19 protein-coding genes are annotated in these 19,899 nt (G+C 41.8%); 13 read left to right on the plus strand and 6 right to left on the minus strand.

Going from position 1 to position 19,899, the window contains the following annotated elements; all coding sequences use genetic code 11:
* Window positions 1–89: 89 nt before the first annotated feature.
* Both murD and ACT3QQ_RS04985 read left to right on the plus strand, forming a co-directional pair.
* A complete protein-coding gene (murD, locus tag ACT3QQ_RS04980) occupies window positions 90–1,514 on the plus strand; it encodes a UDP-N-acetylmuramoyl-L-alanine--D-glutamate ligase (protein WP_444527170.1) in 1,425 nt (474 codons plus the stop codon).
* 274 nt (window positions 1,515–1,788) lie between these two features.
* Window positions 1,789–2,985 (plus strand): FtsW/RodA/SpoVE family cell cycle protein, encoded by a 1,197-nt coding sequence (locus ACT3QQ_RS04985; protein ID WP_444527171.1) that lies wholly within the window; start codon window positions 1,789–1,791, stop codon window positions 2,983–2,985.
* A 132-nt stretch (window positions 2,986–3,117) separates the two neighbouring features.
* Here ACT3QQ_RS04985 and gluQRS read toward each other — a convergent pair whose 3' ends face one another.
* From gluQRS to ACT3QQ_RS05015, 6 genes are all read right to left on the minus strand, one after another.
* On the minus strand, window positions 3,118–4,113 hold the full coding sequence (gene gluQRS / locus ACT3QQ_RS04990; protein ID WP_444527172.1) for a tRNA glutamyl-Q(34) synthetase GluQRS: 996 nt from the start codon (window positions 4,111–4,113) through the stop codon (window positions 3,118–3,120).
* A 242-nt stretch (window positions 4,114–4,355) separates the two neighbouring features.
* Window positions 4,356–4,799: an RNA polymerase-binding protein DksA gene (gene dksA, locus ACT3QQ_RS04995; protein WP_444520673.1), complete on the minus strand. Its 444-nt coding sequence runs from the start codon at window positions 4,797–4,799 to the stop codon at window positions 4,356–4,358.
* 511 nt (window positions 4,800–5,310) lie between these two features.
* Entirely contained in the window at window positions 5,311–6,156 is an 846-nt protein-coding gene (locus ACT3QQ_RS05000) for a metallophosphoesterase (protein WP_444527173.1), read from the minus strand.
* Between the two features lie 284 nt (window positions 6,157–6,440).
* The gene (locus ACT3QQ_RS05005) at window positions 6,441–7,259 is read right to left on the minus strand and encodes a metal ABC transporter permease (RefSeq protein ID WP_444520671.1); all 819 of its coding nucleotides are present in this window, start codon (window positions 7,257–7,259) and stop codon (window positions 6,441–6,443) included.
* Between the two features lie 97 nt (window positions 7,260–7,356).
* Entirely contained in the window at window positions 7,357–8,118 is a 762-nt protein-coding gene (locus ACT3QQ_RS05010) for a metal ABC transporter ATP-binding protein (RefSeq protein ID WP_444527174.1), read from the minus strand.
* Window positions 8,119–8,262: 144 nt separating this feature from the next.
* Window positions 8,263–8,811, minus strand: a complete 549-nt coding sequence (locus tag ACT3QQ_RS05015; protein ID WP_444527175.1) for a Fur family transcriptional regulator — start codon at window positions 8,809–8,811, stop codon at window positions 8,263–8,265.
* 185 nt (window positions 8,812–8,996) lie between these two features.
* On the opposite strand from ACT3QQ_RS05015, the gene ACT3QQ_RS05020 reads away from it, so the two are divergent.
* The 11 genes from ACT3QQ_RS05020 (at window position 8,997) to ACT3QQ_RS05070 (ending at window position 19,654) form a co-directional block, all read left to right on the plus strand.
* Entirely contained in the window at window positions 8,997–9,878 is an 882-nt protein-coding gene (locus ACT3QQ_RS05020; protein ID WP_444527176.1) for a metal ABC transporter solute-binding protein, Zn/Mn family, read from the plus strand.
* A gap of 279 nt (window positions 9,879–10,157) precedes the next feature.
* Window positions 10,158–10,556, plus strand: a complete 399-nt coding sequence (locus ACT3QQ_RS05025; RefSeq protein WP_444520667.1) for an ATP synthase subunit I — start codon at window positions 10,158–10,160, stop codon at window positions 10,554–10,556.
* A gap of 667 nt (window positions 10,557–11,223) precedes the next feature.
* Window positions 11,224–12,090: a F0F1 ATP synthase subunit A gene (gene atpB, locus ACT3QQ_RS05030; protein WP_444520666.1), complete on the plus strand. Its 867-nt coding sequence runs from the start codon at window positions 11,224–11,226 to the stop codon at window positions 12,088–12,090.
* A gap of 33 nt (window positions 12,091–12,123) precedes the next feature.
* A complete protein-coding gene (atpE, locus tag ACT3QQ_RS05035) occupies window positions 12,124–12,372 on the plus strand; it encodes a F0F1 ATP synthase subunit C (RefSeq protein ID WP_010197960.1) in 249 nt (82 codons plus the stop codon).
* A 117-nt stretch (window positions 12,373–12,489) separates the two neighbouring features.
* On the plus strand, window positions 12,490–12,960 hold the full coding sequence (locus tag ACT3QQ_RS05040; protein WP_319052000.1) for a F0F1 ATP synthase subunit B: 471 nt from the start codon (window positions 12,490–12,492) through the stop codon (window positions 12,958–12,960).
* Window positions 12,961–12,973: 13 nt separating this feature from the next.
* Complete coding sequence (locus ACT3QQ_RS05045; RefSeq protein ID WP_444520665.1) at window positions 12,974–13,597, plus strand: F0F1 ATP synthase subunit delta; 624 nt, start codon at window positions 12,974–12,976, stop codon at window positions 13,595–13,597.
* Window positions 13,598–13,690: 93 nt separating this feature from the next.
* On the plus strand, window positions 13,691–15,235 hold the full coding sequence (gene atpA / locus ACT3QQ_RS05050) for a F0F1 ATP synthase subunit alpha (RefSeq protein ID WP_192518627.1): 1,545 nt from the start codon (window positions 13,691–13,693) through the stop codon (window positions 15,233–15,235).
* Window positions 15,236–15,444: 209 nt separating this feature from the next.
* Window positions 15,445–16,326: a F0F1 ATP synthase subunit gamma gene (gene atpG, locus ACT3QQ_RS05055; RefSeq protein WP_444520664.1), complete on the plus strand. Its 882-nt coding sequence runs from the start codon at window positions 15,445–15,447 to the stop codon at window positions 16,324–16,326.
* A 38-nt stretch (window positions 16,327–16,364) separates the two neighbouring features.
* Window positions 16,365–17,798 (plus strand): F0F1 ATP synthase subunit beta, encoded by a 1,434-nt coding sequence (atpD, locus tag ACT3QQ_RS05060; protein ID WP_444522966.1) that lies wholly within the window; start codon window positions 16,365–16,367, stop codon window positions 17,796–17,798.
* 109 nt (window positions 17,799–17,907) lie between these two features.
* Entirely contained in the window at window positions 17,908–18,324 is a 417-nt protein-coding gene (locus ACT3QQ_RS05065) for a F0F1 ATP synthase subunit epsilon (RefSeq protein WP_444520662.1), read from the plus strand.
* Window positions 18,325–18,937: 613 nt separating this feature from the next.
* Window positions 18,938–19,654 (plus strand): response regulator, encoded by a 717-nt coding sequence (locus ACT3QQ_RS05070; protein WP_444520661.1) that lies wholly within the window; start codon window positions 18,938–18,940, stop codon window positions 19,652–19,654.
* Window positions 19,655–19,899 lie beyond the last annotated feature (245 nt).

The raw sequence follows: 19,899 nt of genomic DNA on the forward strand, positions 1-19,899 counted from the left end.
GATGCTGCACATCTTAGCGGCGTCGATTAGAGTCGCTATACAGTAAATATCTTTAATGCAACTTTTCTCGTTTAATAGAAGGAATAGATATGACCACTAATACAGCAACAGAAGCCTTACTTCATAAGGGTAGTGGTCTACAAGTCGTGGTTGGTTTGGGGAAGTCTGGATTGTCGGTTGCGCATTACTTGGCCAAACAAGGCTATCAAGTCGCAGTCACTGATACTCAAGCTATCCCTAAACTGGCCGATCAGTTGCCAGCCGAAGTAGAGGTTCGTCAGTTTGGCGCGATAGATGCTGATTTATTACAGCAAGCAGCTCGTATCATTATTAGCCCAGGTATTTCTCTTAAAACTGCCGCTGTGGCTGCTGCTCGCCAAGCCAATATTCCTGTAGTCAGCGATATCCAACTGTTCTGTGAAGCTTGTACTGCACCTATTGTCGCGATTACAGGCTCTAATGCAAAAAGTACGGTCACTACGTTAGTTGGCCAAATGGCGGCAGATGCTGGCGTTAATGTGGGTGTCGGTGGCAATATTGGTGTACCAGCCTTAACGTTACTTGAAAATCCTGATATGGAGCTAGCAGTACTTGAGCTATCTAGCTTCCAATTAGAAACCGTCACCAATTTGGGTGCAAAGGTAGCGACTGTGCTCAATATGTCGCCTGATCATTTAGATCGTCATGGAGACATGCTCGGTTACCATCAAGCCAAACACCGTATTTTCCAGGGTGCCAAGTCGGTGATGATAAACCGTGAAGATGCACTTACTCGTCCATTAGTCGCAGACAATCTACCAAGAATTAGTACCGGTATTCATGCCCCTGATAAAGATCAGTACGGGCTTATTACTGACATAGAAGGCCAAATTTATCTTGCTCGTGGTACAGAACGATTACTGTCCGCAGACAAACTGTTGATTAAAGGACGTCATAATCTACTGAATGCGCAAGCGGCTCTGGTCCTTGGTGAGCTTGCAGGATTACCGCTAGAGAGTATGCTGAACACTTTGCAGCAGTTCGCAGGTCTTGAACACCGCTGCCAATATGTGGCTAATGCTGCTGGTATTGATTATTTTAACGACTCTAAAGGCACCAATATTGGCTCGACCATGGCCGCTATCGAAGGTTTGGGCGCAGTCTATGCGCCAAAAGACGGTAAACTGTTATTGATCTTAGGCGGGCAAGGCAAAGGACAACAGTTTGGTGAATTAACGCCTTTTATCAATCAATACGTGAGCCAAGTCTTGTTCATTGGTGAAGATGGCCAGCAGATTGAACAACACTTAAGATATGCGAAGTTGAGTGATGATGTCGCACTACATCAGTGTCAGACATTAGAGAATGCGTTTGCGACTATCCAACAAGTCACTACCAGCAGCTTATCGCAAGTGCAGGCTGTATTGTTGTCACCTGCCTGTGCTAGCTTTGACCAATATAGTGGTTATGCGGCGCGCGGTGAACACTTTAGCCAACTGGTCAATCAATTAGGCACAGCGCAATCAGAAGCTTGATAGGTCATTGGATGTTTTAATCAGCTACATAGATCGGTTTAGCAGATGTCTCGTCTCTAGCTACAGTCAGTATTTTATGATAAACGATTGTTTTGCCTATAGATTGCTGCTACTGTCAAACATACAATCCTGACTGCTGAAATAGGTGCTAGCTAAGGCATTTGCTAACGGCTAAGGTTTTTATCACCTATCTAGTAAGATTTACTTTATGATTTTTTAAACGGTGGCGTTTCATAGACGCCGTGTTTTTTCGTTTGTTAGTGTATATAAAATTATGGCGCTCTCTTCTTTTTTTCGTTCCTCGCCCCAAACCAAGCAAACTTCTGGCTCAGATGGTGTTCTGTCTATGCCGTCAGCGCGCGCAATTTTATTAGCAAGCGTCGGCTGTATGATGGTGCTGAGTCTACTGATGGTTGCTTCTGCTTCTATCCCCTTTGCGCTTAGCCGCGGTATGACAGAGCTATATTTCTTCAAAAACCAGCTGTTGTATATGACGATTGGTTTAATCGTTGCGGTTATTCCTTATTACGGTGTGTCTTTACGTACACTGTATAAGACCGAGACCCAGTTTGCCTTGCTAGGCATCACAGGGCTATTACTTGTGGCTACATTGTTTAGTACGCCAATTAATGGTTCCAAACGCTGGCTTACAGTAGGCGGCTTTAATTTTCAGGTAGCCGAGTTGGCCAAACTGGTCATGATCGTGTTTGTATCTGATTTTGTGGTGCGACGATCTTTTGAAGTTCGTAATGGCTTAGATGGTTTCTTACGAATTATGCTGGTAGTAGCGCTGATAACGATATTGTTATTGTCGCAGCCAGACTTTGGTTCTTTTGTTGTCATCATTGGTACACTGTTTGCGATTTTTTATATCGCTGGCGCACCTTATAAGCACTTCTTAGCCTTGGGTGCTGCTGCTATCGGTGGGGCTGTCTTGATGGTTACCACAGCAGAGTACCGATTGGTGCGTGTGATGTCGTTTATGGATCCATTTGATGATGTGCAGGATACTGATTATCAGCTCGCACGTAGTTTGATCGCCTTTGGTCGTGGACAATTTACGGGTGTTGGCTATGGTGAAAGTGTACAGAAACTGTCGCATTTACCTGAGGCACATACGGATTTCTTATTGGCTATTACAGGTGAAGAGTTAGGGTTTGTCGGTGTCAGCATGGTACTGATACTTGAGGCGTTAATTATTGGTAGTGCGATGCGTATCAGTTATAACGCGCTAAAACGCCGTCAAATGCGTATGAGCTATACCGCTTTTGGTATTGGCGTGGTGTTCATTGCCCAGACGATTATTAATGCTGCGATGAATATGGGCGCCATTCCAACCAAAGGTTTGACTATGCCGTTCTTTAGTTATGGTGGTTCGTCTATGTTGATTAGCTTGGTTATGGTCGCGCTATTATTAAAGATATATAAAGAAAGCCCTGAAATAGAAAAAAGCCAATGCCGTTATTATTAATAGGTTCTATATATAATAGTCTCTGCATAGCTTTAAAGTGTTGATAAATAATACTGAGTATTATTGGAAAATAAGAAAGCGTCACTGGTAGTGGCGCTTTTTTTTGTCTGTTTTATGATTTTTTAACGCTTATTAATAGATCAGGTTTAACTGCTGTTTGCCTTGTAGCGGGGTATTGTCCCACTGAGCAATGGCTTGTTTAAGCATATTTTCTGGTGTATCGATATCGACTTTTGGTTGCTGTAATAGTGACAGGGCTTCAGCGATGAGCTGGCTTGGATCCGATGTGTCGATTGGTTGAGCAAGGTTTTGCTTAGAGAGCTTTTGACCATCAGCATTGTTAATTAATGGCAGATGGTACCACCGATCAATAGTGGGTAGGCGTGCGGCTTGCATAATACCGATCTGTGCAGTCGTCATAGGTAAGATATCAAGGCCGCGCATGATATGAGTAACCTGCTGTAGGCCATCGTCAAGGCTGGCCGCCAGTATGTAATTGATCATACCGTCTTGGCGACGAGCAACCATATCACCCAACGTCTGCTGTGGATTGTCCCACTGTAATCCCTGAATACCGTCATTGAAACCAATCCGATAGTCTGGTAGTTGGATGCGTAGCTTATGCTGCTGTCTATCAAGGTTAGCTGCCACACAGCGACGCGGATACCGCTGCCTATTTGGCTGTACTTGTTCAATTGATAAAACTTGCTTGTCTGATAACGTTTGATTAATTGATACGGCTAGGTGAGTATGACTATGGTTTCTGCTTATTTCTTCTTGCACCCAGTATTGTTCTAAATCTTTACGGGAGCATCGGCAGCCATACGTTAACGGCTGTAGACACGACGATAAGTAATCATTATAGATATCAATGCGCTCAGACTGATAAATGACATCACCGTCCCAATGTAGTCCCAATGTCTCAAGGTCCATTAGGATCTGCTCAGTAAACTGCCTATCACAGCGTTCAGTATCGGTATCTTCCATGCGCAAAAGCCATTTGCCACCGATCGATTTAATATGGCAAAAGCTGGCAAGCGCAGTGGTCAGAGAACCAAGATGTAATTCACCTGTTGGTGAGGGTGCAAAGCGGCCGATAGGCTGTGAGGATTCTGTTTGAGTTGGCATGTCGATAGGTGTAGTCTTCAAAATAAATGGCTGTCTATAAAAGTAATAGAGATAGAATAATAAATATGAGTATCAAAAGATATTCATTAAATGCGATTATTTTGTTAGCCGTGTCATTATTTCGGTAATTATATGTGTCAGAGTAGAGTGAAGTAATTTAACAAAGTAGTGAAAGTCTAAAATGCAAAAAGCGACCTATTATAAGGTCGCTTATGCTTACATACTTACTTGCAATATCTGATCTAAGCGCCTTGGTTTTGGCGTTCTTTGATTTCGGATAAGGTTTTGCAGTCGATACACTGTGTCGCGGTTGGACGTGCTTCGAGGCGACGCAATCCAATTTCTACACCACAAGTTTCACAAAATCCATAGTCGTCGTTTTCGATCTCTAACATCGATTTGTCGATTTTACGGATAAGTTTGCGCTCACGGTCACGAGTACGTAATGCCAGTGCAAACTCTTCTTCTTGAGTTGCGCGGTCATTGATATCTGGCATAGCACTGGATTCGTCTTGGATGTAGTTTTTAGTACGATCCGCTTCGCCAATCAGTTGGTTTTTCCAATCCAATAAAATGGTCTTAAAATGCTCCAACTGCGCATCAGACATATACTCTTCGTCTTTGGCTGGCACATAAGGAGTAAATTTAACTTCACTCGGATTTGTAGTCGTAGTCAGGGTGCTCATATGGGTATCCTACTTTTTCAAATTAATTCAATAAAACGACGTATCAAAAGACAAGACGTTATTAATGTTACAAACGCAACAATTTGTCCTTTTATCAAACGTTTCACCACTTGGTAATACAAGTAACACAGCTGATCAAATAATATCGTAGACTTTATATACTGACAGTAATATACCGATTGTTAGTTATGTTGTTATATAAACTTCGGTATTGAATAATACTGTACTGTCTAAAGCATGCCGCAGGTCATTGATTGTAAAAACTGAGCTTGTGGTTAATGGGCCATCCTAGCTATCGTGCAGTGTTTTGATATGAGATATCAGTTCACCTTTGCTTTATTTCATAAGTTGTATCATTGTTTGTAATAATAATGAAGTGATTTTTTATATTGAATGCATATTTTTATTTGTTCATCACTGCATTTTTTATCAAAAATTATTGGTGAGGGCTATAAGCACAAAGGGCTAAGGCTTTCGCTAGTACCAACAATGGTGCCAATAATTCTGGGCATCAAGTATCCAGTCTTTCAACCCAGCTTGCAACTGTTCCATTGTTGGCCAATTGCAACCAGCGATACCCTGGTAATGCATTCTCATCATATGAAAAGTCATCTTTATGAGGTTTGAACTGATAGCAGGTAGATGGTGTGCTATAGACAGTGACGCCGTGACGATATTTGACTTGCTCTTGGTGAATATGACCACTGATGACCACTTGCAAATGCTCAAATGATTGCATGTGTTGCCAGAAACGCTCAGTATTTTTGGCCATATGAGTGTCAATCCAGTCGGATTCCACAGGTATGATATGGTGATGCAGAGCGATCAGTGCAGGTTTGTCACAGGTGCTAAGCCTTTTGCAAAGCCAATCAATATCGGTAGATGTGATCTCTCCTGCTACTTTTCCTGCAATGGATGAATCCAAGAGCAGTAATTGCCAATAGTCCGTTTCAATGATATGTCGACTGAGTAAACGTGTGTCAGCAGGACGAGCAACGAGCTCTCGCTGAAAAAAGGGCAGGTCTTTATCATTCTCATCTGTTACATCATGGTTACCAGCAATACAAGCAAAAGGAATTCGGGTCGCTTGTAACGTCTCGAAAATATGATCATAAATAGTGGCTTTGACCTTATTGACCAAGTCTCCTGTCACAACAATCAAGTCGCATCGAATATCTTCCTGAAGTGCTTGCTTGAGTACGTTTTCAAAACTTTGCTGACAGGCCATGTCGTCAAGCAAAATATCATTCTCATTTGCATCCATTACAACCGGTGTCGATAAATGCAAATCCGTAATTTGCAAAATATTGAGGTGATCATCTGGTGTTTCTATTCTACTGGCAGGGTAGCTTGGCATTGGGTCAGTCCCTTATCGAATCAAAACAACAAGTATTGTTAGAACGAGTATGGATAATAGAGCGACTGTTATCTACTAGATACTTATAGATATTAGCACTGACAACGCTTACTAGATAATAGCGTTTACTGATGAATGATTATTTATCAGACGTTACCATCTCAGTCGTATTTGATTTATACAACTTTATACTACATATAGCGAAAAAACTTAGCGTTATTAGCAAAATAAAGTTGAATAAGAAGGGCGTCAGAAACAGTCATTGTATAGACATTATAGCGCAGTTAACGATTGACTGACCAAGATTTTATCTTTATTAGCTTTGAAAAAATCATTGCTACAAAAAATAAAGCGGCTAATATCAAGACGATAGACAGACCAGTTTGTATATCAAACCAAATACTGCCCCACACACCAAGAGTTACACCACATTGCGCAGTAATCATAGCTACAATCACCATTTGTTTTGGTGAGGCGACCCATAAACGTGCGGTTAAAGCGGGCAACACTAGTAACCCACTGATTAGCAAGCTACCAACAGCCTGTAAGGCAACGGCACAAAAACCTGCCAAAATACCCATAAAGAATAGCCGTTGACGTGTTGGGTTAATGCCTTGAATACGTGCGAGTGCCTCATGGGTTGCCAGCTTTATCTGTGCAGGCCATATATAGCGTAGTAAGCCCAAACCAACTAAAACGCTGCCTGCCAGTAAAGGCAAGTCAGCCCAACCAAGCTCTAATAAATTACCGAATAAAAACCCCAGTACATTGGCCTGCTGGTCTGTTAGTTGAGTTAGGGTCAATAAACCCAAACACAGTAATGACACTGCAACGACGGCCAATACTGCGTCAGCAGGTAAACGCTCATCATCAATCAATACCAACCCTAACACCACCACCACACTGACTAATGCAACACCGATTCCCATCGGCAGCTGCCACCAAGCTGCTAGAGCCACACCTAGCAAAGTACCATGTGCTAAAGCATCAGCAAAAAAGGCCATACGGCGCCACAGTACCAAACAACCCAAAGGTGCTGATAGTAGCGCTAAAATACTGCCAGCGATCCAAGCAGGAGCGATAATAGCTAACCAAGAGGTCATAATAAACATCCATGAAATTTTGTAGAAGCGTAATACTGTATTACTAGATGGCATAACATCGTAATCAATACAGCTATAGCATAGGTGGTGTTAAGATTTATAGTTCGAGCTCGTTTGGTGCATGATGCTGGCAAGCATGTGGTTGATGTACATACGGTTGTTCATAATAATGACCAAATAGCTTTTTAAACTCGATACTAATGGCAAGCTCGCTGGGTTGTCCTTCGCAGCAAATATGCTTATTGAGACAGATAACGCGTCGACTACCTCTCATAACCCAGTGTAAATCATGGGATATTACTAACATGGCACAACGTAAAAAATCTGGTAACTTATCGATAAATTGATATAGCCAAACCTCTGTATCAGGGTCAAGCCCTTGCATAGGCTCGTCTAGAATTAACAAGTTAGGTTTATCCAACAATGCTCGGGCCAGCAACACTCGCTGGGCTTCTCCACCTGATAAATGCAACATTTGCCGCGATAACAAATGCGTCAATGCTAAGTTATCAAATATGAACTGTCGTTGCTCAGCGGTTAGCCGCTTTTTATCTGCTTGATCCAGTAAGTCACTGACTCGCAATGGCAATATTGGCGGAACTGTAAATCGCTGTGGCACGTAGCCAAGCTGAAGCGGTTGATGCGCTGTGACACTGCCTTTGGTTGGGTCAATTAAACCCAATATGAGTTTGACCAATGTTGATTTACCAGCTCCGTTAGGCCCAACGAGACTGACTGTCTCATTGACTGCAATATCGATATCGATATTCGAGAGAAGACGTTGTGGTCCAATATAGTAGCTAATATTGCGTAGGCTCAGCAGTTGGCTAGCATCATTCGAAGTATTGTTATGCGCCATGGGAACGCCCGATTGATTAGAAGATAAAGTAGAAAGGTTCATAATGTGACAACGAATAGATAAATAAAAAATGTAGACAACCAGAATATAGGTATCGAAAACCACCAAAAAAGCATTGGAAAGGGTTAGACGGATATCTATAGGTTACTGGCAGACTTGGCACCGACCACTGAGCTCGATTACGCTGCGTTCAACAACAAAGTCCATATCTTGTTCAGCGAAATTCATCATTTCTTGTACTGGCAAACTGCTACATTCTTTTACCCGATGGCACTGGTCGCAAATCAAAAATGCGGCGGTATGCCGTGCTCTTGGATGACAGCAAGGAACATAGGCATTGATAGACGTTAATTGATGAATTAACCCCTCGCTTAATAAAAATTCTAAACTGCGATAAACCGTTGGTGGAGCAACATTTTTTGAAGTTTGTTTGTTGCCCGATTGTTCTTTTGCCCCGTCAGGACTGTCAGTATCTGATAGGCGCATGCTCTGTAATTGAGCGATTAAATCATAGGCCCCAATAGGCTTATTGGCTTCTAATATCAATTGGTATATTTGTTGACGCAAGGCGGTAAAACGTGAGCCGTTTAAGCGACATTGTTCTCTTGCTGCGTTTAGGCGTTCTACCACATCTTGTGGCGTCAAGTCTTGCGCATCATGTAAGTGTTCACAAGTTGGTGAATGAATAGACATGGTAGGAACTCCTAAAAATAAAATAACTTTTTTATCAGTTGTTTTGTTGTTATAGTATAACATAATAAAATAAGAAACAGATAAGCCGTCTTCATGCGTCTGTTTTGCGATTGCTTTTTATCACTATCTCTCTCTAATAAATATAATGTCTGAACACCATCACTCATATATCAAAGATACCTACTATGAACTCAGTTTTTCACCATCTATTACGTCCGATCACCATGCTAAAGCGTTTGCTAATCTCTGGAGTGGTGTCAGGTTTTTTGGCACTAAGCGCTCAGGCAGCTACTGTAAGTGTGAGCAACTATCCAATGTTTCTACTCAGTGAAGCAGTCACTGAGGGAACACCATCTGCAAACAGAATCCTACAGGCAGGTGATGTGGGCCATCATGGTAGCGTCAGTCCAAGTGATATGAAGGCCATCAAAGATAGTAAGTTTGTCGTGTGGTTTGGGCCGGCACTAGAAAACAGTCTAACAGGTAGTTTGCAAAATGCACCTAACGCCATTGCGATGTTTGATTTTGACGCATTTAACCGTTATCCGCTGCGTGATGTAAAAGGCGCGCCAATTGAGGGTACGATGGATCCACATATTTGGCTTGATCCTGAAAATGCAAAAGCCATTACTCGAGCGTTGGCAGTGATACATAGTCACGCTAATCCGGAGTATACAAGTACTTACCAAGCCAATGTCAAAAATTTTGCTGAACGTATGGACAAAACAGTCGCAGATGTACAGCAAAGCTCGCAAACTGTACGCCCTTACTGGGTCTATCATGACGCTTATCAATATATCGAAAAAGCTACGCATATAAAGTTAGCAGGTAGTTTGAGCCCTGATCATCATATTTCTCCGAAGGCCAGTCAGCTACGTTGGTTAAACGAAAATCGTCCTACTAATCAAATGTGCATGGTTAACCAAGGTACAGTCTCAAAAGGCCTACTTGCTAAATTACAGCCAGTAAAAACAACCATACAAGTTGAAGATATGAGTAGTAGCAAAGACTTTGTCAGTGGATGGCAGACAATGGCTCAGCAAATCAATCAATGTATAACATCGTAAATATGATACCCGCGGCTATATTCTAAGCTGTGCAGGGGCGCTCAGGTAATGGTGTGATTTGAGTGTGACGTATGGGCACACGCCATTACCATAAGCATTTGAGTTAGGTGACTGATAAAAGTCAGATTTTACTTGCTTAATAGTTACAGCCTACCTATAATAAGTAGCGTTTTATTTCAGTCGAAAGGTAATACTTATAGATAAAGTAAGTCATTCACGGATAAAATTATCATAAGTATGATATATTGTCCCAATGCTGTAAGAGCTATAGGAATACCGATGACCAAGCCTGCTAAACGCACGCAAAAAGATAAAATTGGCATCTATATTAAACGACAAGCATGGATACTATTTATCCTTATTATCATTGCTTGGACAGTAGATACTATTTGGTTACATAGTGAACTTACGATAGCAAAAAGCGCCGCCATTGGTGCACTACTAAGTTTTATCACTCAAGCAGTATTTGCATTTTTTATTTTTTGGTATACCGGATATCGCGCGCGCCAACATATTGTTAGCCAGCTATATCGAGGTCAAATGTCAAAATGGCTATTGACCGTATTTGGTTTTGCACTAATTTTTATTACCGTACAACCCCTATCTGCCTTAGCGCTGTTTATCGGTTTTATGGTAATGCAAATTAGTCACAGTTGGATGTTGTGGCATATACGCTAGCGCTAATAAATGATCGCTAAACAGATGGTTTATTAATAGTACTGGCAAGTCACCCTGCCGTCCAGCTTCTCTATGACTAGTTCGAAAAGTCGAAGTACAATGCTGTCTTAGGATAGCACCAGTGATTGTAAAGACCGCACTATGAGTCTCAATGTTAGATGTAACGCGAGGGTAGGGGTTATTAAACTACCTGTGTTGCTGATGCTTAGAATATTATTATCTAATCATAGCTAGAGACTATATGAATAAACAAAGCTCGTTGCTAACTTATTCATACAGCGGATAAAAAAATCACAATTGACTTTACACGAATACAACGCTGCATTAATATAGGCGGCTAAATATTATGCTTATAAGCGCTACATTAAGCGCCGGTCGTGAACAGCGGTCAGTAGGCAAGTACATATACAAGAATTTTGCGTATAAAAATGCAAGGGCTATTACTGAGTTATCATAAGCCCTTTTTTGGTAGCTAAAATTTATCTCACGCTATCAAATACTGCATACTAGTAATAGAACTATGGGTTGGATGTTGTTGGTTACATGAGTGATTTAGTACCGTTTATTTTGGCTTAATAGCAAAATAGATGCAGTTATTATACCTCATCAGATGACAACCATATTTTTGGTAGTTGATTAAATCGTTGATTAATAAGAAGCTTACATTATGGCATCCGAGCAAACATCATCAGAATATATCTCTCACCACTTAACGAATTGGACGTATGGCTATCTGCCGGGCGAAGGTTGGAAAGTTGCTCATACTGCTGAAGAAGCAGGGGCAATGGGCTTTAATGCTATCCATCTTGATTCTATGCTATGGTCAATTGGTCTGGGCATTTTGTTTTGCACCGTCTTTTGGATGGTTGCCAAAAAAGTCACCTCAGACGTGCCAGGAAAAACTCAAGCAGCAGTTGAGATGATCGTTGAGTTTGTTGATAACAACGTTCGTGATTCATATAGTGGTACATCAAAATTGATTGCGCCATTGGCGTTGACCATTTTTGTCTGGATCTTTTTGATGAACTTGATGGATTTAATTCCTGTCGATTTCATTCCAGGTATTGCTGGGCAAATCGGTGCTGCTATGGGTCATGATCCACATCATGTTTTCTTTAAAATTGTTCCAACGACTGATCCTAACATCACGCTTGGCATGTCGTTCTCTGTCTTTGCACTGATTATCTTTTATAGCATTAAAGAAAAAGGTTTGGGCGGCTTTATCGGAGAGTTAACACTGCATCCGTTTGGTGCCAAAAACCCAATCGTACAAGCGATTTTGATTCCCATCAACTTCATCCTAGAAGCAGTTACTCTAATAGCTAAACCTGTATCACTTGGTTTGCGTCTATTCGGCAACATGTATGCTGGGGAATTGATTTTCATACTGATTGCTCTAATGCCGTTTTGGATTCAATGGGCGTTATCGGTACCGTGGGCTATCTTCCACATCTTAGTTATTACACTTCAAGCGTTCGTATTCATGATGCTGACGATAGTTTATATGTCGCTTGCATCATCAACTGAACATTAATTAGACATTCAATAGGTAAATGAGGATACATCAATGGATCCAGTATTAGGTGGTTACACAGTTATCGCAGTAGCACTACTTATCGGTCTTGGCGCACTTGGCACAGGTATTGGTTTTGCTATTCTAGGTGGAAAATTCTTAGAAGGCGTTGCGCGTCAACCAGAGCTTGGCTCACAATTGCAAACTCGTATGTTCATCGTAGCAGGTCTTCTTGATGCTATTCCGATGATCGGTGTTGGTATTGCTATGCTATTGTTGTTCGCTAACCCTCTAGCAGGTTAATCCGAAAGCTCAGTTGTAAATGTTTGGTATTCGGAAGCTTTCTATCAAATATAGTCAAATTTTGACTACCAAACATGATCAATGAAACTGATTTTTCATTAACAAAGAGGTGATCACGTGAATATCAATTTTACCCTCGTCGGTCAAGCCATTGCTTTTGCAATATTTGTGGTTTTCTGCATGAAATTCGTGTGGCCACCACTTATCGGTGCCATCAATGAGCGTCAGCGTAAAATTGCTGATGGTCTGAATGCCGCAGAGAAAGCAAAAGCAGATCTGGCGACCGCGGAGCAAAATGTCCAGCAGGAACTTGATCTTGCAAAGACCAAGGCCGCTGCTCTAATTGAGCAAGCGAACAAGAGTGCCAATCAGCTAGTCGAAGATGCAAAATCACAAGCCCAAGCGGAAGGTGAGCGCATTCGTCAACAAGCGCAAGCATCTATCGACCAAGAAATCAATCAAGCGCGTGAATCATTACGTGCCCAAGTTGCTGAACTGGCTGTACTTGGTGCAGAGAAGATTTTGCAAGATAAAGTCGATGCACAAAAACATGCCAGTATGCTAGACCAACTGGCGGCGAAGCTGTAATTGTGAGGATATAATGGCTGACTTATCAACCCTAGCACGACCGTACGCTAAAGCTGCGTTTGACTATGCCAATGAAAACGGCGCTGTACCTGAGTGGGAAGATTTCTTGCTTGTTGCTAGCACTGTTGTCAACGACAAGTCGTTCAGTACTTGGCTAGACAATCCAGCTGTTTCTGCTGAGCATAAGTCAGCTGCTTTGGTCGATCTTTATGACTCACAAGTGGCCGGTGATAACGACTCTGCTTTTAAACAGCTACTAGGCGAGAGCAAAGGTTCTCGCTACGGTAACAGTATTAGCTACCCTAAAATATCACCTGAGCTCAGTAATTTTGTTAAGCAGTTAGCGCTACAAGAGCGCCTAGCGCTGCTTCCTGAAATTTATGAGCATTATCGCCGTCACAAGGCAATAAGCTTAAAGCAGCTTGACGCATACGTGACTTCTGCCTACCCATTGACTGATGAACAGCGTCAGACGATACAAACACGTCTGACTACCTCGTTGAATGCGAGCATCGTGATTCACGAATCAGTTGATCCAAGTCTATTGGCAGGCGCTACAATCAAAGTCGGTGACAAAGTTATTGACGATTCGATGCGCGGCAAGTTACAACAGTTAAAAACACAGCTAACTGCCTAATGCCATTCATCAATACAGTCAAATATTGACGGTATGATTATAAGAGCATTTAAGTCAGTGGGCGGGTTATCATAAATTAAAGGAAACAAGGCAATGCAACAATTGAATCCAGCGGAAATCAGTAACCTGATTAAGCAGCGTATTCAAGACCTTGATGCGGGTGCAACTGCAAAGAATGAAGGCACGATTGTCAAAGTATCTGACGGTATCGTGCAGATTCATGGTCTTGAAGATGCCATGTACGGCGAAATGATTGAGTTTGAAGGCGAAATCTACGGAATGGCTCTAAACTTAGAGCGTGATTCTGTTGGCGCGGTAGTACTTGGTGATTACCTAAAGCTGCAAGAAGGTCAAAAAGCCTATTGTACTGGTCGTATTCTTGAAGTACCAGTAGGTCCTGAGCTGTTAGGCCGTGTTGTTGATGCTTTGGGTAATCCTATTGATGGCAAAGGTCCTATTGACGCTAAGATGACTGACAAAGTCGAAAAGATCGCTCCAGGCGTTATCGACCGTCAATCAGTAGATCAACCAGTAATGACTGGTTATAAAGCCGTTGATACCATGATTCCAATCGGTCGTGGTCAGCGTGAGCTTATCATTGGTGACCGTCAGACTGGTAAAACAGCGATGGCTATCGATGCGATTATCGCACAGAAAGCTTCTGGTATTAAATGTGTATACGTAGCTATCGGACAGAAACGTTCGACTATCGCTAACGTAGTACGTAAGCTTGAACAAACTGGCGCACTAGAATATACCACTGTTGTGGTTGCTTCAGCATCAGAGCCTGCAGCACTTCAGTATATCGCACCGTACTCAGGTTGTACGATGGGCGAATACTTCCGCGACCGCGGCGAAGATGCACTGATTGTATTTGATGACTTATCAAAGCAAGCAGTTGCTTATCGTCAGATCTCACTACTACTACGCCGTCCGCCAGGTCGTGAAGCTTATCCTGGTGACGTATTCTATTTACACTCACGCCTACTTGAGCGTGCATCACGTGTGAATGCTGACTATGTAGAAAAATTCACTAACGGTGAAGTGAAAGGTAAAACTGGTTCTTTAACCGCATTACCAATCATTGAGACACAAGCTGGTGACGTATCTGCATTCGTACCAACTAACGTGATTTCAATCACTGATGGTCAGATCTTCTTAGAATCTAGCCTATTCAACTCAGGTATCCGTCCGGCAGTAAATGCTGGTATCTCGGTATCTCGTGTTGGTGGTTCAGCACAGACTAAGATTATTAAGAAATTATCTGGTGGTATTCGTACTGCTCTAGCTCAATATCGTGAACTAGCAGCATTTGCTCAGTTTGCATCAGATCTTGATGACGCAACTCGCGAACAGCTTGATCATGGTGAGCGTGTTACAGAGTTGATGAAGCAGAAACAGTATCAACCAATGTCAATTTCTGAGCAAGCAGCCGTTATCTATGCTTCAAACGAAGGCTTCTTATCTGACGTTCCTGTCGAAAAGATTGGTTCTTTTGAAGAAGCATACTTGCGTTATATGCATGATGAGCAAAGTGAATTGATGCGTGAGATTGATGACACTGCGAACTACAATGATGATATCGCAGGTCGTTTAAAGTCAGCTTTAGAGACCTTTAAACAAAATCACAGTTATTAATTTAACGGGTTAAGCCGAATTGGTTATAACTGTCGTTTGAAAAGTGGCGCGTTGTCTGACTAGATATTTGCGCCACTGTTTTAACCATTACCGGTATTAGATCGCGTAATGCCACAAGATATAAAATATTATTCTGTAGAATTAATGTTGTATATCAAACGATTGTCGCATGCGCCAATGCTTTTTAACCCTCTTATATTGGAATCATTATGGCAAGCTTAAAAGAGATACGTGCCAAAGTCACCAGTATTAAAAGCACCCAGAAAATTACTCGTGCTATGCAAATGGTAGCGGCAAGTAAAATGCGCCGTGCACAAGAGCGCATGGAAGTGGGTCGCCCGTATGCTGATAGTATGCGCCGGGTTATTTCACATTTGGTGCATGCCTCATCAGATTATAAACATCCGTATATGGTATCGCGTCCAGTCAATAAGGTTGGCTATATTGTCATTACCTCTGACCGTGGCCTAGCGGGTGGTTTGAATATTAACCTATTCAAAGCCTTATCTAAAAGTATTCAAGATTATCAAGATCAGTCTGTACAAGCTGAGTTTGCAGTCATCGGTGCCAAAGGTGTGAGTTTCTTCAAAAACTTTGGTGGTAAAGTTACCTCGGCTGTGACTGATTATGGCGATAAACCAACATTTGAGCAATTGAATGCACCGGTTCAAGCCATGCTTGAAGACTATAGAAACGGTAATATTGACCGTATCTATGTGGTCTACAACCGATTCGTCAATGCGATGACCCAGAAACCAACGGTTAATCAGTTGGTTCCTCTACCAGAGCAATCATTTGATGACGAAGACAGTGGTCTACAGACAGAACTTAGCTGGGATTATATCTACGAGCCTGACATCAAGACATTGATTGATGAATTGCTTGGTCGCTATATCGAGTCGATTGTCTATCAAGCGGTAATGGAAAACATCGCCTCTGAGCAGTCTTCACGTATGGTTGCGATGAAAGCGGCAACAGATAATGCTGGTGACCTTATTAACGATTTACAGTTGGTTTATAACAAGCTGCGTCAAGCGGCGATTACCCGAGAGATTTCGGAAATCGTTGGCGGTGCTGCTGCTGTTTCATAATTGACTACACCTATATATAGAAGTTCAAGGAGAACGCAATGAGTAGCGGTCGTATTGTACAGATTATTGGCGCGGTTCTTGACGTTGAGTTCAACCGTAATGAAGTTCCTCAAATTTTTGATGCCTTGGAAGTAGATGGTACCGAAACTACCCTAGAAGTACAGCAACAGCTAGGTGATGGTATCGTACGTACTATTGCTATGGGATCAACTGAAGGTCTAAAGCGTAACCTACCTGTTACCAATACAGGTGCAGCTATTTCTGTACCAGTAGGTACAGGCACACTTGGTCGCATTATGGATGTTCTTGGTCGTCCTATCGATGAAGAAGGTCCTGTTGCAGCAGAAGAAAAATGGTCTATCCACCGTGATGCGCCAAGCTATGCTGACCAGTCAAACAGCACCGAGCTGTTAGAAACTGGTATTAAAGTAATCGATTTGCTTTGCCCGTTCGCTAAAGGTGGTAAAGTTGGTCTGTTTGGTGGTGCTGGTGTTGGTAAAACCGTTAACATGATGGAGCTTATCAACAACATCGCTCTAAAACATGAAGGTTTATCAGTATTTGCTGGTGTTGGTGAGCGTACTCGTGAAGGTAATGATTTCTATCACGAAATGCAAGAAGCTGGCGTTGTAAACACTGAAGACTTTAGCAAATCTAAAGTAGCAATGGTATATGGCCAGATGAATGAGCCACCGGGTAACCGTTTGCGTGTTGCACTGTCTGGTTTGACCATGGCTGAGTACTTCCGTGATACTAAAGATCCTGCCACTGGTAAAGGTCGTGACGTATTGCTGTTTGTTGATAACATCTACCGTTATACTCTAGCCGGTACTGAAGTATCAGCATTGCTTGGTCGTATGCCATCAGCGGTTGGTTATCAGCCAACACTAGCTGAAGAAATGGGCTTGCTACAAGAGCGTATTACTTCAACTCAGTCAGGTTCTATTACTTCAGTTCAGGCTGTATATGTACCTGCGGATGATTTAACCGATCCATCACCTGCTACAACGTTTGCTCACTTGGATGCAACAGTCGTACTAAGCCGTGATATCGCCTCACAAGGTATCTATCCTGCGGTTGATCCACTCGATTCAACGTCGCGTCAGCTAGATCCACAAGTAATTGGTGAAGAGCATTATAATGTTGCTCGTGGTGTTCAGGAAGTTCTACAGCGTTATAAAGAACTTAAAGACATCATCGCTATCTTGGGTATGGATGAGTTATCAGAAGAAGATAAACTGGTTGTTTATCGTGCTCGTAAGATTCAGCGCTTCTTGTCTCAACCATTCCACGTAGCTGAAGTCTTTACTGGTGCACCTGGTAAATATGTAGCACTACGCGATACCATTGCTAGCTTTAAAGCAATCATCGCTGGTGAATACGATGACCTACCAGAGCAGGCATTCTACATGGCTGGTAGCATTGATGAAGTAGTCGCTAAAGCTGAAAAAATGAAGTCTTCTGCAGCTTAAGTTGTATGAGCTAATGAGTAGATATAATATGAATCTTATATCTACTCTTCAGTAACGCATCGCAGTTTTTACTGTTTTTTGATCGCGCTTTGATGGTAAGGAATTAAGTATGGCAACGTTACAATGTCGCGTCGTAAGTGCTCGTGAAGAGTTGTATTCAGGCGAAATTAGCATGTTAATAGCTACTGGTACCGAAGGCGAGATTGGTGTATTGCCAGGTCACACACCGCTTATTACTTTGCTAAAGCCAGGTGCAATGCGAGTGCAAACGCCAAACGGTGAAGAAGAAGTGATTTACGTCTCAGGTGGTGTACTAGAAGTACAGCCTAAAATGGTTACTGTATTGGCTGATACAGCTATGCGTGCACACAATCTTGACGAAAGCAAAATTGTTGAAGCACGTAGAAAAGCTGAGCAAATGCTAGTTAACCAATCTGATACACTACAAACTAATGCGGCTTTGGCCTCACTTGCAGAGTCAGTAGGACAATTACAGACCCTTCGTAAGTACAAAAACCGCGCGTAATTTATTACTGATAGCTTTAAACAGTTGCTTACAGCTATTGTTTTAGCAATCATAAATGAACAGTCCATCATGGGCTGTTTTTTTATGTCTATTGATTATGAAATTAGCTGTTTCGTGGTAAATGAACATGATCATTTTTGGCTGTGACGTATGGTCGTTTAAACCATCAGTGGGGAAATACCTTGTCACTATCAATGAGCCACTATCAATGAATCATTGTCTATTAGGCTTTTCTCAAAAAGACACTAGCGACAACGATAATATATGGTTATATTAGAGATAACGTATTATAAGTAACGAGCAGTAATTGTACGCGATAATGTTAGCTTGACAGTTCATTTAACTAGCAAACTATAAATAATAGAAACTATTAAGTACCAGTAAAGTAAGTAGCAGAATTTTTGGACGTAAACTAAAGTTTTGGTAGAGGTAGTTTATAGGTTTTGTTACCGACTATCAGCTATAGTATAGGAAGCTGACCATTTAATAGTATACTGTGCTACTAAGTTTGTAACAGCTATACGAACATAAATTGTGCCACTATAGGGTGCTATTAATTTTTACCGCTTTTACTTTTACTGCTTTTAAATTAGATGTATTAGAGGATATAACAATGACAACGACTGAAGAAGACAATACCCCCCGAATCTTGATTGTTGAAGATGATGAACGTCTGGCCATGTTGACTCAAGATTACTTGGTCAAAAATGGTTTAGAAGTAGCAATTGAAACTGATGGTAATCGTGCTATTCGCCGTATCGTCAATGAGCAACCAGATATGGTTGTACTTGATGTTATGCTACCTGGTAGCGATGGTCTGACAGTTTGCCGTGAAGTGCGCCCACATTATCAAAACCCAATTTTGATGTTGACCGCACGTACTGAAGACATGGATCAAGTATTGGGTCTTGAGATGGGTGCTGACGATTATGTTGCCAAGCCTGCTCAGCCACGTGTATTGCTTGCTCGTATTCGCGCGCTATTGCGCCGCTCAGAAAATGCACCTTCAGAAGATGTACCACAACGTCTAGAGTTCGGTGAGTTAGTAATCGACAATGGTGGTCGTTCAGTGCATCTAGGTGAGGAGTTGGTTGATTTCACCAGTGCTGAATATGATCTATTATGGTTGCTTGCTTCTAATGCAGGCCGTATTCTATCTCGTGAAGATATTTTTGAGCGTCTACGCGGCATTGAGTATGATGGTCAAGATCGTTCAATTGATGTACGTATCTCACGTATTCGTCCAAAAATTGGTGATGATCCAGAAAATCCAAAACGTATTAAAACAGTACGTAGCAAAGGCTATCTATTCGTAAAAGAAGGCAACTAATAGCTTTGCTTTTGTATGTTGATTAATTATTAAACACTATTGGAAAAAACCAGCAACGATGCTGGTTTTTTTGTGGCTAAATTTTAATTTTTGAACTTAAATGCAGTGTTATGTGGTTTAATTAACCCATTATATAGACGCTGACTAAATATATGTAATACATATAAGTCTTTGGACGATTGCTGCATATGAATTAAAATGTGGTAGTTAAAGTTTATCTCTAGTCAATAATGCTCGATATTGTT

Source organism: Psychrobacter sp. AOP7-A1-24, assembly GCF_052376235.1.
Classification (GTDB): Bacteria; Pseudomonadota; Gammaproteobacteria; order Pseudomonadales; family Moraxellaceae; genus Psychrobacter.